The sequence below is a fragment of the Pseudoxanthomonas sp. USHLN014 genome (genome assembly GCF_037153335.1).
GTDB classification, from domain to species: Bacteria; Pseudomonadota; Gammaproteobacteria; order Xanthomonadales; family Xanthomonadaceae; genus Pseudoxanthomonas_A; species Pseudoxanthomonas_A winnipegensis.
This window is the reverse complement of record NZ_JBBCKO010000003.1, coordinates 186,769-199,718: the sequence shown is the minus strand read 5'-3', so window position 1 is coordinate 199,718 and position 12,950 is coordinate 186,769. Positions and strand designations below refer to the sequence as shown.

At 68.5% G+C, this 12,950-nt stretch carries 10 protein-coding genes; 6 read left to right on the top strand and 4 right to left on the bottom strand.

Features of this window, described 5'->3' with window-relative positions; genetic code table 11:
- Window positions 1-197 precede the first annotated feature (197 nt).
- On the bottom strand, window positions 198-3,062 hold the full coding sequence (locus WFQ05_RS07840; RefSeq protein WP_337053355.1) for a pitrilysin family protein: 2,865 nt from the start codon (window positions 3,060-3,062) through the stop codon (window positions 198-200).
- A gap of 541 nt (window positions 3,063-3,603) precedes the next feature.
- Between WFQ05_RS07840 and WFQ05_RS07835 the strand changes: the two genes are divergently transcribed.
- From WFQ05_RS07835 to WFQ05_RS07820, 4 genes are all read left to right on the top strand, one after another.
- Entirely contained in the window at window positions 3,604-4,053 is a 450-nt protein-coding gene (locus WFQ05_RS07835; protein WP_130524630.1) for a hypothetical protein, read from the top strand.
- A 545-nt stretch (window positions 4,054-4,598) separates the two neighbouring features.
- Window positions 4,599-5,078, top strand: coding sequence for a tRNA (uridine(34)/cytosine(34)/5-carboxymethylaminomethyluridine(34)-2'-O)-methyltransferase TrmL (trmL, locus tag WFQ05_RS07830; RefSeq protein ID WP_130524629.1), 480 nt, complete (start codon window positions 4,599-4,601; stop codon window positions 5,076-5,078).
- A gap of 56 nt (window positions 5,079-5,134) precedes the next feature.
- On the top strand, window positions 5,135-5,596 hold the full coding sequence (locus tag WFQ05_RS07825; protein WP_337053353.1) for a MarR family transcriptional regulator: 462 nt from the start codon (window positions 5,135-5,137) through the stop codon (window positions 5,594-5,596).
- Window positions 5,597-5,670: 74 nt separating this feature from the next.
- Window positions 5,671-6,096 carry an organic hydroperoxide resistance protein gene (locus WFQ05_RS07820; protein WP_130521841.1) on the top strand — a complete coding sequence of 142 codons (426 nt, stop codon included), beginning with the start codon at window positions 5,671-5,673 and terminating at the stop codon, window positions 6,094-6,096.
- A 264-nt stretch (window positions 6,097-6,360) separates the two neighbouring features.
- Here the strand turns inward: WFQ05_RS07820 and WFQ05_RS07815 are convergent, their stop codons facing one another.
- On the bottom strand, window positions 6,361-6,840 hold the full coding sequence (locus WFQ05_RS07815) for an Lrp/AsnC ligand binding domain-containing protein (protein ID WP_130520851.1): 480 nt from the start codon (window positions 6,838-6,840) through the stop codon (window positions 6,361-6,363).
- 93 nt (window positions 6,841-6,933) lie between these two features.
- Between WFQ05_RS07815 and WFQ05_RS07810 the strand changes: the two genes are divergently transcribed.
- Both WFQ05_RS07810 and WFQ05_RS07805 read left to right on the top strand, forming a co-directional pair.
- Entirely contained in the window at window positions 6,934-9,882 is a 2,949-nt protein-coding gene (locus WFQ05_RS07810; RefSeq protein WP_337053352.1) for an L-glutamate gamma-semialdehyde dehydrogenase, read from the top strand.
- A 619-nt stretch (window positions 9,883-10,501) separates the two neighbouring features.
- Window positions 10,502-10,879: a helix-turn-helix transcriptional regulator gene (locus tag WFQ05_RS07805; protein WP_337053351.1), complete on the top strand. Its 378-nt coding sequence runs from the start codon at window positions 10,502-10,504 to the stop codon at window positions 10,877-10,879.
- 377 nt (window positions 10,880-11,256) lie between these two features.
- Here the strand turns inward: WFQ05_RS07805 and WFQ05_RS07800 are convergent, their stop codons facing one another.
- Both WFQ05_RS07800 and secB read right to left on the bottom strand, forming a co-directional pair.
- Complete coding sequence (locus WFQ05_RS07800) at window positions 11,257-12,276, bottom strand: NAD(P)H-dependent glycerol-3-phosphate dehydrogenase (protein WP_337053350.1); 1,020 nt, start codon at window positions 12,274-12,276, stop codon at window positions 11,257-11,259.
- A 55-nt stretch (window positions 12,277-12,331) separates the two neighbouring features.
- Window positions 12,332-12,850, bottom strand: coding sequence for a protein-export chaperone SecB (gene secB / locus WFQ05_RS07795; protein WP_130520844.1), 519 nt, complete (start codon window positions 12,848-12,850; stop codon window positions 12,332-12,334).
- Window positions 12,851-12,950: the final 100 nt, after the last annotated feature.

The following is a 12,950-nucleotide window of genomic DNA, read 5'->3' as shown; positions in this document are numbered from 1 at the left end:
ACACGAACCGAACGAAGAGCAGCGGAGCAAGCTCCGCTCTACAAGGAGGCCGCAGCCTGACCTGAGAGAAAGTTGCTTCCAAATAAAGAGGTGCCGCAGAAAGCCCCATAGAAGCGCTTGCGGAAGGCCCTGACAGCAAGACAAGGCCCCGGCCCGCACTGGGCGGACCGGGGCCTTGGGTCACGCAGCGCGGCGGCTTACTTGCCCGTCACCGGCTTGCCGTCGGCGTCGACCACGCTGACCTCGCCCAGCTTCAGCGCGCGCACCGGGGCCTCGATCTTGGACAGATCGCCCACAATCACCCAGGTGAGCGCATTCGGATCGATGCCCTTGGCCGCGGCATTGGCCTGTTCGGGCGTGAACGCGGCGACCTGCGCATTGCGCACCTGCACCCAGTTGTCCGGACGCCCGTAGCGCACGATGCTGCCGATGGTGCCCATCACCGCGGAGGCGGTCTCGTAGGCACCGGGCTGGCTGCGCAGTTCGTTGGCCACGACCTTGTCGACCTCGGCCGCGGTCGCCGGCGCCTTGCCGGTGGCGTAGTCGGCGATCTCGCGCTGCATCTCGGCCACCGACTCGGCGGTCTTGTCGATCTGCACCGGCGCGATGGACAGGAACGGGCGCTGGCCCAGCGCGCCGGCCAGTACGGTGCGGGCACCGTAGGACCAGTGCTTGTCCTCGCGCAGGTTCATGTTCAGACGCGAGGTGAACGAACCACCCAGGATCTCGTTGCTCATCTCCAGCTTGACCGCGCCGGGATCCTTGCTGGAAGGCAGCAGCTCGCCGGCGTAGATGTTGGCCTGCACCGCGCCGGGCTGGTCGATCAGGTACACGCGCGGCTTGGCCGGACGCTTGGCCTGCGGGATGTCCACGCCGGCCTTGGCGACGCCCTCGCCCTTCCAGTCGCCGAAGTACTTGTCCAGCACCGGCACGATCTGCGCCAGCGTGGTATCGCCGACCACGATCACCGTGGCCTTCTCCGGACGCAGCCACTGCTGCTGGTAGTTCAGCAGGTCCTGGCGGGTGAGCGAGGTGATCGCCGCTTCCGTGCCCGAGCCGGTGAACGGGATGCCATAGGGATGCGTGTCGCCGTACAGCAGCGGCGGCAGCACGCGCAGCGCGGCGGTCTGCGGACGCGCCTTCTCCTGGGCGATGCCGGCGATCCACTGCGCCTTGACGCGGTCGATCTCGGACTGCTCGAAGCGCGGCGCGCGCAGCATGCTGGCGAACAGGCCGACCGAGGCGTCCAGGTTCTCCTTCAGCGCCGACAGCGAGGCGGTGGCGCCGTCGAGCGAGGCGCCGGATTCCAGCGACGCGCCCAGTTCCTCGGCGCGCGACTTGAAGGCCAGCGCGCCCAGATCGCCCGCGCCTTCGCCCAGCATCTTGTTGGTGAAGCCGGCCGTGCCCAGCTTGCCGCCGTGGTCGCTGGCATAGCCGCCGTCGAAGTCGTAGGCGATGTCCACCACCGGGATCTCGTGGCGCTCGGCCAGGACCACGGTGCTGCCGTTCTTGAGCGTGGCCCGCTGCAGGGCCGGGAACTTCAGCGCCGGGAAGCTCTCCACCTTGGGCACGCCATCCTTGCGGTCCACGGTGCTGGCCAGGGTGGTGTACTTGGGATCGGGCTTGGGCGCGTTGAACGGCGTCGGCTTGGCGGAAGGTTCTTCCACCAGCGGCGTGCGCGTGCCCGGCTTGACCACGAAGGTGTGGCTGGGATTGCCCAGCCACTTGGCGGCCGCGGCGCGCACGTCGGCCACGCTGGCCCCCTCGATGTTGGCCAGCGACTCGCGGAAGCAGCCCGGATCGCCGGTGAAGGTGGCGCACGAGGCCAGGGCGTCGGCCTTGCCGCCGAAACCGCCGATGCGCTCGATGCCGCGGATGAAGCCGGCGCGGTAGTTGGTCTTGGCGCGGGCCAGTTCCTCGGGCGTGGGGCCCTGCTTGATCAGGCGCTGCAGCTCCTCGTCGATGACCGCCTCGACCTTGGCCGGATCCACGCCCTTCTTGACCAGCGCGTTGACATAGAAGTTGCCGTCCAGCTGCGAGCCGTAGTTGGCCGTGCCGATGTTGTCCACCAGCTTGTCCTGGTGGGTCAGGCGCGCGTCGAGCCGCGAGCTGGCGCTGCCGCCCAGCACGTCGGAGACCAGGTCGAGCAGGTCGGCATCCCTGGTGCCGAACTGCGGCACGTTCCACATGCGCCGCACCATCACCTGCGGCACCTTGTCCTCCAGTTCGGTGCGGCCGGACTGCTTGAGCACGGCCACGTCCACCTTCGGCTGGGCCATGGTCGGCGTGGCGGGAATATCGCCGAAGTACTTGGCCGCCTTCTCCTTGGCCGTGGCCAGGTCGATGTCGCCGGCCAGCACCAGCACGGTGTTGTTGGGCCCGTACCAGGTCTTGAACCAGGTCTTGACGTCGTCCAGCGAGGCGGCGTTGAGATCGTTCATCGAGCCGATCGTGGTGTGGTGGTACGGGTGGCCCACCGGATACATCGTGCGCGCGATGACTTCGCGCAGCTGGCCGTAGGGCTGGTTTTCGCCTTGGCGCTTCTCGTTCTGGACCACGCCGCGCTGCTCGTCCAGGGTCTTCTGGTCGATCGCGCCGACCAGATGGCCCATGCGGTCGGACTCCATCCACAGCGCCATGTCCAGCGCGGTGGTGGGCACGTTCTCGAAGTAGTTGGTGCGGTCGGTGTTGGTGGTGCCGTTCATGTCGGTGGCACCGGCCTGCTCGAACGGGGCGAAGAACTCGCCCGGCGCGTTCTCGCTGCCGTTGAACATCAGGTGCTCGAACAGATGCGCGAAGCCGCTGCGGCCGGCCGGCTCGTCCTTGCTGCCCACGTGGTACCACAGGTTCACCGCCACGATCGGCGCCTTGCGGTCGGTGTGCACGATCACGCGCAGGCCGTTGGGCAGGGTGAACTGCTCATAGGGGATGTCGACCTTGGCCGGGGCGGTCGCCGTGGTGGCCGGTGCCTGGGCGACGGCGCCGGTGGCCACGCCGCCGAGCAGCGCAGTGGAAAGGGCCAGGGCCAGCAGGCGGATCTGGGGACGCGTCGAAGTGCGCATGGAACTCCTTGTGGATGCAGTGCCCGCGGCGGCGCGATGCCGGGCGGGTAGACGAGGAACAGCCCAGCGATGCTAGGCGCGGGCGCCGGTGTTTTCACTAGGCCACAAGCCATGCGGGCGCTGACGATGGCGACAGCCGCAGGCGCGCCGCCTGCTGCCGCAAGGGGTCTGGCCGGGATCGGGGTATTCGCCCCCCTGCCTGTCGCAGGTTCGACGTCTGATCTGGCGTTCGGCAGGCATGCCGCCGGCGATTCAAGCCCGTCCGATCCAAACCCTCGGACAGTTTCGCGCATCGGAGCAGGTGTTCGCGGACACCGCTGCGGACACCGGACACTCCACCGCTCGGCGGAATTCCATTCAAAAACAATCATTTGGAGTTGGCACGCGTCCTGCGTTGCTCTGCCCCGCGCAACACCGCCCTCTCGAAACTTGAACAGTTACTGAACACAAGCGAAGTCCGATCACTTCGCGCTTGACCGAACTGATTAGGTGTTTTACTTTACTACCACACCACCTGACGACATCACTACGGAGACCCACCATGAACACCAACACCCTGCTCCCGCTGGCCGCCGCTTCCCTGTTCGCCCTGTGCGCCGGCTCCATGCTCCTGTCGCGCCACGGTGCGCCGGACTCCGCGCCCGTCGCCCAGGCCAGCCAGGCCGCCCACGTCGTCGACCTCCCGACCGTCAGCGTCCGCCCGGACCCGGCCGACCTGGCCTACTTCAACGCCACCCGCAGCGCCCGCGTGGTCGATCTGCCGGCGGTGAAGGTCACCCCGGACCTGAGCGATCTGGCCTACTACCAGGCCTCCCGCGGCGCCGAGCGCGTGGTCACCCTGGCCGCCGTCACCGTGCGCCCGGCCGCCGAAGACGTGGCCTATTACATGTCCCAGCAGGCCGGCCAGGTCGCCGCCGTGCAGGCGCAGCAGGTCAACGCCCAGCTGGCCACCCAGGCCGCCAGCCTGATCAGCGGCGCCGCCTCGCGCTGAAGCCGGTTCGCGCAGTCCTTCTGTAGTTCGCACCTTCTGTAGTTCGCAGCACCTGAGCATTCGCCGAGGGTCGGAAGTCCCCAAGGCAGGTTGACGATGGCAGCGCTCGCGCGGGTTGTCGCAAGCCGTACGCAACACCCCTCGACGCGGGCGCTTGGCAGGCCTATCGATGCCGAGCAAGTTTCGCAAGGCGCCGTGCTAGTGGCAGATCCCTTGGCCTGGGCCAGCGCAGGTTTTCGATTTACCGCTTCATCCTGACGATCGTCCGGCTCGTCCGGCGCCCCGCGAGGGCGTTGTGGCAGGGAAAGGTCGGCAACGCTTCGAAGTCGCGCACGAGCCGCACGCAATACCGTTCGCTTGTCGGGTCCGCGCGATGCAAGCTTGATCGCAAGACCTTCAGCGCGATGCGGGATCCGGCGCGCGCGCCTCGAGGTCGGCAGGCAGCCTAGACTTGGCCGCCCTTCGCCCCTCGGCTCACGCAGCATGGCTCTTTCGCACTCCGGCGTCCTTCGCTACACGGTGACCGCCTCTCGCCTGGGTACCGCATGAGCGCGCCGTTTCAACTCGATGTGCTGCTCTACCAGCCGGAAATCCCGCCCAATACCGGCAACGTGATCCGGCTGTGCGCCAACACCGGCGCGCGCCTGCACCTGATCCGCCCGCTCGGCTTCGCGCTGGAGGATCGCCAGCTCAAACGGGCCGGACTGGACTACCACGAATACGCCGCGCTCCAGGTCCACGACGACCTGCCGGCCGCGCTGGCCGCGATCGCACCGCGCCGCCTGTTCGCCCTCAGCACCCGGGGCCGCCAGCGCTACGACACGATCGAATACGCCCCGGGCGACGCCTTTCTGTTCGGCCCGGAGACCCGCGGCCTGCCGGGCGAGGTGCTCGACGCGCTGCCGGCGGAACAGCGCCTGCGCCTGCCGATGCGGCCGGACAACCGCAGCCTCAATCTATCCAACACCGTGGCGATCATGGTGTTCGAGGCCTGGCGCCAGCAGGGGTTCGTCGGCGGTACCTGAAGCCTGGCAAAACCTATCGCTTGCAATTCAATCGCGCACGATGTAGTTTGCGCGCCATGGACTCCTCGGACACTTCCCGCGACCTGCTGCAGTTGGACAACCAGCTGTGCTTCGCGCTGTATTCGACCAATCTGGCGCTCAGCCGCACCTACCGCGGCCTGCTGACCGCCCTGGGACTGACCTACCCGCAGTACCTGGTGATGCTGGTGCTGTGGGAGCGCGACGGGCAGACCGTCTCGTCCATCGGCGAGAAGCTGTTTCTGGATTCGGCTACGCTGACGCCGCTGCTCAAGCGCCTTCAGTCGGCGGGCCTGGTAACCCGCACCCGCGCCGCACAGGACGAACGACAGGTCGAGATCCACCTCACCTACGCCGGCCACGCCCTGCGCAGCCGTGCCCAGTCCGTCCCCGAAGGCCTGTTCTGCGCCATGGACTGTTCCCCCGATCAGCTGCGCACGCTTAAGGCGCAGCTGGAAGACCTGCGCGACAAACTCTCGCGTGCCACCCCCACCGTTTGAACCGCTCCACCCTCCACTTCGTCGTTCCCATGAAATCGCACGCGATTCAATCGCAAACAACCCAGGAGTTCACAATGAAACCCGACAAGATCCTCTACACCGCCACCGCCATCGCCAAGGGTGGCCGCGAAGGCCGCGGCATCACCCCCGACGGTCCGCTGGACCTGCAGCTGTCCACGCCGAAGGAGCTCGGCGGCGCCGGCGGCCCGGGCACCAATCCCGAGCAGCTGTTCGCCATCGGCTACGCGGCCTGCTTCATCGGCGCGATGAAGGCCGTGGGCGCGCGCGAGAAGATCAAGGTGCCCGATGACGTGGCCATTGAAAGCAAGGTCGGCATCGGCCCGGCCGGCAGCGCCTTCGCCATCGCCGTCGAGCTGAAGATCGAGCTGCCCGGCCTGGATCGCGAGACCGCGCAGAAGCTGGTCGACACCGCGCACCAGGTCTGCCCGTACTCCAACGCGACCCGCGGCAACGTGGACGTGGTGCTGACCCTGGTCTGATCGACCCGCACCGCTTCACAACCGGACACGGCGCCCAAGGGCGCCGTGTCCGTAAGTGCTGTTGTGCTTTGTGAGAGCCGCCATGGCGGCGATGAGGCTCCACCGGGAAAGCCTCGTCGCCGCCATGGCGGCTCCCACCAAGCTGGAGAGCTGCAAAGCCTCACCGCCCTCGTTCGCGCGAAAACGGGAACCAGCGGCTTTCGCAAGAAGCGCACAAGGCACTGGATTCCCGCCCGCGCGGGAATGACGGCTCAGCCGGCTGCCTTAAATATCCAGATACAGATCCGCGCTGTTCTTGACCTCTTCCATCACCGCATAGGTGCGGGTCTCGCGCACGCCGGGCAGCTTCCACAGCACGCGGCCGGCGATGTCGCGGTAATCGGCCATGTCGGCCGCGCGCAGCTTGATCAAATAGTCGAAGCCACCGGCGACCAGGTGGCACTCCATGACCTCGGGCTGGTCGCGGATCGCGGCCTGGAACTCCTCCAGGATGTGCGGCGTGGTGCGGTCCAGCAGCACCTCGACGAAGACCAGCATGCCGGCGCCGAGCTTGTGCGGATTGAGCCGCGCGCGGTAGCCGATGATGTAGCCCTCGGTGGTCAGGCGCTTGACCCGCTCCAGGGTCGCGGTGGGCGACAGATGCACGCTTTCGGCCAGCTTGAGGTTGGTGATCCGGCCGTCGCGCTGGAGCAGGGCGAGGATTCTGCGGTCGGTCCGGTCCAGGGCGGCAGGAAGTTGGCTCATCCGCGGATCATAGCCCGCCTAACGGAGATTCATCCGGCGCATCGCCGATCAGAATGCACATCCTCAAGTCCATTCTTCTCCAGGCGGTCATTTATGCGGTTGCCCATCCCTTATCGGCCCGAAGCCGATGTGCTCGCCCCCCTGCTGCAACGCCTGCAGGACCTGGACTGGGCCCTGGCCAGCGGCGATGCGATCGGCTGGATCGGGCAGGTCCGCGCGGCCAAGCCGTCGGCCTTCGCCATGGAGACGCTGCTGCGCGAGTTCCCACTGTCCAGCGCCGAGGGCCTGGCCCTGATGCGTCTGGCCGAGGCCTTGCTGCGCGTGCCCGACGCCGACACCGCCATGACCCTCACCGCCGACCAGCTGGGCCGCGCCGATTTCTCCGGCGCCTCGCAGTCGTGGCTGGCCACCCTGTCCAACCAGGCCATCAGCCTGTCCAAGAAGATGCTGGGCGAGGACGGGCAGAAGGCCGGGTTCCTGGCCAGGATGGGCGCCAAGGCCGTGGTCGCCGCGACCGTGCGCGCGGTGCAGCTGATGGGCAAGCAGTTCGTCATGGGCGAGACCCTGGACGAGGCGCTGGACGATGCCCGCAAGCAGCGCAAGGCGCGCAAGGGCCTGCGCTTCTCCTACGACATGCTGGGCGAAGGCGCGCGCACCGACGCCGATGCGCAGGCCTACATGCGCAAGTACCACGCCGCCATCGCCGCGCTGGCCAAGTCGCGCGATCGTAGCGTGCCGGTGGAACAGGCCGACGGCATCTCGATCAAGCTCTCGGCCATCGACGCGCGCTACGAGGCCGTGCAGCACGACCATGTCATGGCGCTGCTGGTGCCGCGCGTGTGCGAACTGGCCGAGGCCGCGGCCCAGGCCGATCTGAACCTGACTATCGACGCGGAGGAAAGCGAACGCCTGGAGCTCTCGCTGGAGGTGTTCGAGGCGGTGGCCACGCGCACCGCGGCCCGCTACCCGCAGTGGAACGGCTTCGGCCTGGCCGTGCAGGCCTACCAGACCCGCGCGCTGGAGACGATCGAGGAAGTCGCCCGTATCGCCCGCGCGCTGAAGGTGCGCTTCATGGTGCGCCTGGTGAAGGGCGCCTACTGGGACTACGAGATCAAGCGCGCCCAGGAGCTGGGCCTGGCCGCGTTCCCGGTGTTCACCCACAAGCACCACACCGACCTGTCCTACCTGGCCTGCGCCCGGGCGATGCTGGCCATGCCCGATGCGATCTATCCGCAGATCGCCGGTCACAACGCCGGCACCATCGCCGCGGTGCTGCACCTGGCGCGCGCGGCCGGCGCGCCGTTCGAGCTGCAGCGCCTGCACGGCATGGGCGATGCGGTGCACGAGGCCGCGCACCGGCAGTACCCGGACGTAGGCCTGCGCGTGTACGCGCCGGTCGGCCCGCACAAGGACCTGCTGGCCTATCTGGTGCGCCGTCTGCTGGAGAACGGCGCCAATTCCTCCTTCGTCCACCAGCTGGCCGACGAGACGCTGCCGGCCAGCGCGCTGGTGAGCTCGCCGCTGCACATCGCGCCGCAGAGCGCGGTGACGCTGCCGGCCGACATCCTGGGCGTTCGCCGCAACACCGCCGGCACCGACGTGAGCTGCGAGCCGATGGCCAAGACGCTGCTGGCCGCCTATCCGGCCGCTGCGCTGCCGACGCCGGCGCTGACCCCGGTCGCGCAGATCGACGCCCTTGTGCAGACCCTGGCCAAGGGTCAGAAGCGCTGGAACGCCACGCCGGTCCAGACCCGCGCCGCCGCGCTGGAACAGGCCGCCGACGCGCTCGAGCGCGACCTGGCGCAGTGGTGCGCGCTGATCGTGCGCGAAGGCCATCGCACCTGGGGCGATGCGGTGTCCGAAGTCCGCGAAGCGGCCGACTTCTGCCGCTATTACGCGCTGCAGGCGCGCGGCCTGATGGCACCGCAGCTGCTGCCGGGCGTCACCGGCGAGCGCAACACCTACGCCCTGGCCGGACGCGGAGTGTGGGCATGCATCTCGCCCTGGAACTTCCCGCTGGCCATCTTCACCGGCCAGGTGGTCGCGGCGCTGGTTACCGGCAACGCGGTGGCGGCCAAGCCGGCCGAACAAACGCCGGGCGTGGGCGCGGCGATGATCGCCCTGCTGCACCGCTGCGGCGTGCCCGAGGACGCGCTGATCGGTGTGTACGGCGCCGGCGAGACCGGCGCGGCACTGGTGGCGCATCCAAAGATCGCCGGCGTGGCCTTCACCGGCTCCACGCCGGTGGCCAAGGCCATCGCCCGCACCCTGGCCGGCAAGGACGGCCCGATTGTGCCGCTGATCGCCGAGACCGGCGGCCTCAACGCGATGATCGTCGACTCCACGGCGCTGCCCGAGCAGGTGGTCGATGCGGTGGTGCAGAGCACCTTCCGCAGCGCCGGCCAGCGCTGCTCGGCGCTGCGCGTGCTGTGCGTGCAGGACGACATCGCCGATGGCGTGATCGAGATGCTGGCCGGCGCCATCGCGCTGCTCCAGGTCGGCGACCCGTCGCGCCTGTCCAGCGATCTGGGCCCGGTGATCGACCAGGAGGCCTTCGACAAGCTGCAGGGCCAGATCGCCGCGCTCGAGGGCCGCGCGCGGCTGATCGCGCGCGCGCCGCTGCCGGCCGACGCGCCGGCGAACAGCATCGCGCCGGTGGCCTTCGAGATCGGCGCGCTGGAACAGGTGCGCGAGGAAGTCTTCGGCCCGGTGCTGCAGGTGCTGCGCTGGAAGGGCGAGGTGGAAACGCTGGTCGAGCAGATCAACGCGCTCGGCTACGGCCTGACCCTGGGCGTGCAGACCCGGATCGACACCCGCGCCCAGGCCATCGCCGCACAGGCGGAGGTCGGCAACGTCTACGTCAACCGCAACATGATCGGGGCGGTGGTGGGCGTGCAGCCCTTCGGCGGCGAGGGGCTGTCCGGTACCGGTCCCAAGGCCGGCGGACCCAACTACCTGCCGCGCTTCTGTTCCGAGTCTGTCGTCACCGTCAACACCACGGCGGCGGGCGGCGACGTGGACTTGTTGATGGCCTCGCACTAGCGGTCTTGCGTGACGCGCGCGGACACACCGCGTCACGCGAATGACACCGGGCCTAGAGTTCCCAGACTGTCGCCTGAATTAATAAACGGTTAAGTACAATATTCACGTGGGATTTCGGCTCTGGCGCCGATAGTGGTCCCGTGATCGCTGGGGTGGCTCTGGCGATCACGGCGAGGCGGTGCGACCTCTCTCCCGCATCCGACCTCCGCAAAGCCCGGCCTTTCAAGGCCGGGCTTTTTTATTGGGCTTTCCGCGCCCAGCCATCTTGGCCGCACCCATGCTGCACCGCAGATCTTGGACGCACAGCGCGCGACGCAGGCGTGAGACGCGTGGCGGATGGGCGTCCTGACGGCGGCATCACTTCCCAGGCGCGATGTTCGGTCTGAAGGGGTGCAGTTTTCGTCGGACGTCGCGCGATGCCGGGCTGTCAATGCCGTCATGTGACGCGTCGCCTGCGAATCCTCACCCTGCCTTGTGCGCGAAGCGCGCGCTGCTGGCGAGCAGCCTCGCAGGAGGCTGCCGCAGTTGCCGTTCACGCCTGAAGGCACCATCCATTAAGCGCGCCGCGCCCGCGTCGCGGGCGCGGCCAATCGCATGACAACCCAACAGGAGGTGGAAGATGCATGTCATGGCAGACCGTATCCGTCAGGCTCGACGCTTGAAGACCCTGTCGCAGACCCAGCTGGCCGAACAGGTCGGCGTGCAGCGCAGCGCCGTGGCGCAGTGGGAGCGGGTGGGCGGCACGCATCCCAGCGTGGAGCATCTGGCGCAGATCGCGGTGATCACCCAGGTCCTGTTCGAGTGGCTGGCCACCGGGCGTGGTCCGATGACCAGTGAGGCCACGCAGGCCGAAGCGGCGTCCGGCGCGCCGACGACGCTTCCGGCCGAGCGGCTGGCGCGCGATGAGGTGGAAACGCATGTGCTGCAGCTGATCCGTCGCCTGTCGCCGCATCGGCGTTCGGACGCCTGCGATCTGCTGCGCTCGATGGTGGGCTGACGAGCACCGCGCCGGCGCGCCGACCATCGCGTCGCGTGGCCGGGCGCGGGCGTTCGAGCCCAGGGAAAATTATCTACTCGCGATCGGGGGATTGCTTCGGCTGAGCGTTGTGGGTTCGGAGGGGCAGAGGTCCGGCGGGCGGTGGCCGCTTATCCCTCAATCAGGGCATCCTGCCCCGATTCGGGCGCTCGGCTTCCTGCCTCGCTAGGCGCGGCCACCGCCCGCCGGATCGCTGCCTCGCGCGTCGAGCTAAACCGCTTCGTTGGAGGAACCGCGCGGCTACGATCAGTGCGTTCATTGGCCTCGCACTTGAACGAAGAGCCAAAAAAAATCCCACCCTTTCGGGTGGGAGATTTCATGATCGCAACGCGATAGGGCTACTGGAACAGGGTTTCCGGATACTCCGGTTTCTGTTCGCGCGCCAGCAGGCGCTCCAGGCCTTCGGCCGGGGTGATCTCGCCGTGCAGGACATCGCGCACGGCCTCGCTGATCGACAGGTCGATGCCGTAGCGGCGCGCCTGGCGCATGACCTCGTCGGCGGTCTGCACCGACTCGACCACCTGGCCGATCTCGCGCACGGCCTCTTCGATGGACTGGCCGCGCCCCAGCGCCAGGCCCAGGCGGCGGTTGCGCGACAGGTCGCCCGTGCAGGTCAGCACCAGGTCGCCCAGGCCGGCCAGGCCCATCAGGGTCTCCGGGCGCGCGCCGATGGCCGCGGCCAGGCGCAGCATCTCGTTGAGGCCGCGGGTGATCAGGCCGGCGCGCGCGTTGAGCCCCAGGCCCATGCCGTCGGCCACGCCGGTGGCCACGGCCAGCACGTTCTTCATCGCACCGCCCAGCTCGGCGCCGACCATGTCGTTGCCGGTGTAGGCGCGGAACGTCGGGCCGTGCAGCACATCGGCGACCTGCTGGCAGAACGCCTCGTCGGCACCGTGGATGGTCAGCGCGGTGGGCAGGCCCTGGGCGACCTCCTTGGCGAACGAAGGGCCGGTCACCACGGCCAGCGGCACCTCCGGACCCAGCACGTCCTCGGCCACCTCGTGCAGGAAGCGGCTGGAGCCGGGCTCGAAGCCCTTCGTCGCCCAGCTCACGCCCGCCTGCGCAGGACGCAGCGGCGCCAGCGCGCGCAGGGTGTCGGTGAAGGCATGCGAAGGCACGACCACCAGCACCAGATCGGCGTCGGCCATGGCCGCGGCCAGGCTGGTGGTGGCGCGCAGGGTCTCAGGCAGTTCGATGCCCGGCAGGTAGCGCGGATTCTCGTGGCGGAGGTCGATGGCCTGGGCCACCGCCTCATCGCGTCCCCACAGCACGGCCTGGTGGCCGTGCCGGGCGATCAGGGCCGCCAGCGCGGTCCCCCAGGAACCGGCGCCGAGCACTGCGACTTTCAACGCGTTCATTGCATCCCCCCGCCTGTGTGCAGGGGGCCAAGCTTTATCACAGACGCCATCGAAATCAGGCGTTGCCCACCGGCGGATCGTTCTCGATCACGCCCTGCTGGCCCTGGGCGGCGCGCTGGCGCAGGGTCTCGGCGTACAGGCCGTCGAAGTTGATCGGCTGCAGGAAGAACGGCGGGAAGCCGCCGGCCTGGATCAGGTCGCTCAGCAGCTGGCGCACGTACGGGAACAGGATGCTCGGGCACTGGGTGCCCAGCAGCGCGTCGATGGTCTGCGCGTCGAAGCCGGCCAGGCCGAACACGCCGGCCTGCTGCACTTCGGCCACGTAGGCGGTCTTGTCGCCGGCCTTGCAGGTCAGGGTCACGCCCAGGATCACCTCGAAGGCGTTCTCGGCCAGGCGCTGCACGCGCTGGTTGAGGTTGAGGTTCAGCTCGGGGGCGATGTTCTCCGAATAGATCGCCGGCGCGCCGGGGACTTCGAAGGACACGTCCTTGACGTAGATCTTTTCGACGGTGAAGTTCGGGCCGTTGGCCTGGGTGGCGGCTTCGTTAGCGCCGTTGAGGGTCTCGTCGGACATCGTGTACTCCGAATGGGTTGCGGTGAATGGGCCAAAGCCCGGGATTATCGCATGGGGGTGGCGCCACGCCCGGGCCGCTTCAAGGCCCGCGCGCGACGCG

Excerpts from the sequence above, each read along its gene's own strand:
- WFQ05_RS07840 (WP_337053355.1), bottom strand. The coding sequence starts at position 3,062 with ATGCGCACTTCGACGCGTCCCCAGATCCGCCTGCTGGCCCTGGCCCTT.
- WFQ05_RS07835 (WP_130524630.1), top strand. The coding sequence starts at position 3,604 with ATGAACACCAACACCCTGCTCCCGCTGGCCGCCGCTTCCCTGTTCGCC.
- trmL (WP_130524629.1), top strand. The coding sequence starts at position 4,599 with ATGAGCGCGCCGTTTCAACTCGATGTGCTGCTCTACCAGCCGGAAATC.
- WFQ05_RS07825 (WP_337053353.1), top strand. The coding sequence starts at position 5,135 with ATGGACTCCTCGGACACTTCCCGCGACCTGCTGCAGTTGGACAACCAG.
- WFQ05_RS07820 (WP_130521841.1), top strand. The coding sequence starts at position 5,671 with ATGAAACCCGACAAGATCCTCTACACCGCCACCGCCATCGCCAAGGGT.
- WFQ05_RS07815 (WP_130520851.1), bottom strand. The coding sequence starts at position 6,840 with ATGAGCCAACTTCCTGCCGCCCTGGACCGGACCGACCGCAGAATCCTC.
- WFQ05_RS07810 (WP_337053352.1), top strand. The coding sequence starts at position 6,934 with ATGCGGTTGCCCATCCCTTATCGGCCCGAAGCCGATGTGCTCGCCCCC.
- WFQ05_RS07805 (WP_337053351.1), top strand. The coding sequence starts at position 10,502 with ATGCATGTCATGGCAGACCGTATCCGTCAGGCTCGACGCTTGAAGACC.
- WFQ05_RS07800 (WP_337053350.1), bottom strand. The coding sequence starts at position 12,276 with ATGAACGCGTTGAAAGTCGCAGTGCTCGGCGCCGGTTCCTGGGGGACC.
- secB (WP_130520844.1), bottom strand. The coding sequence starts at position 12,850 with ATGTCCGACGAGACCCTCAACGGCGCTAACGAAGCCGCCACCCAGGCC.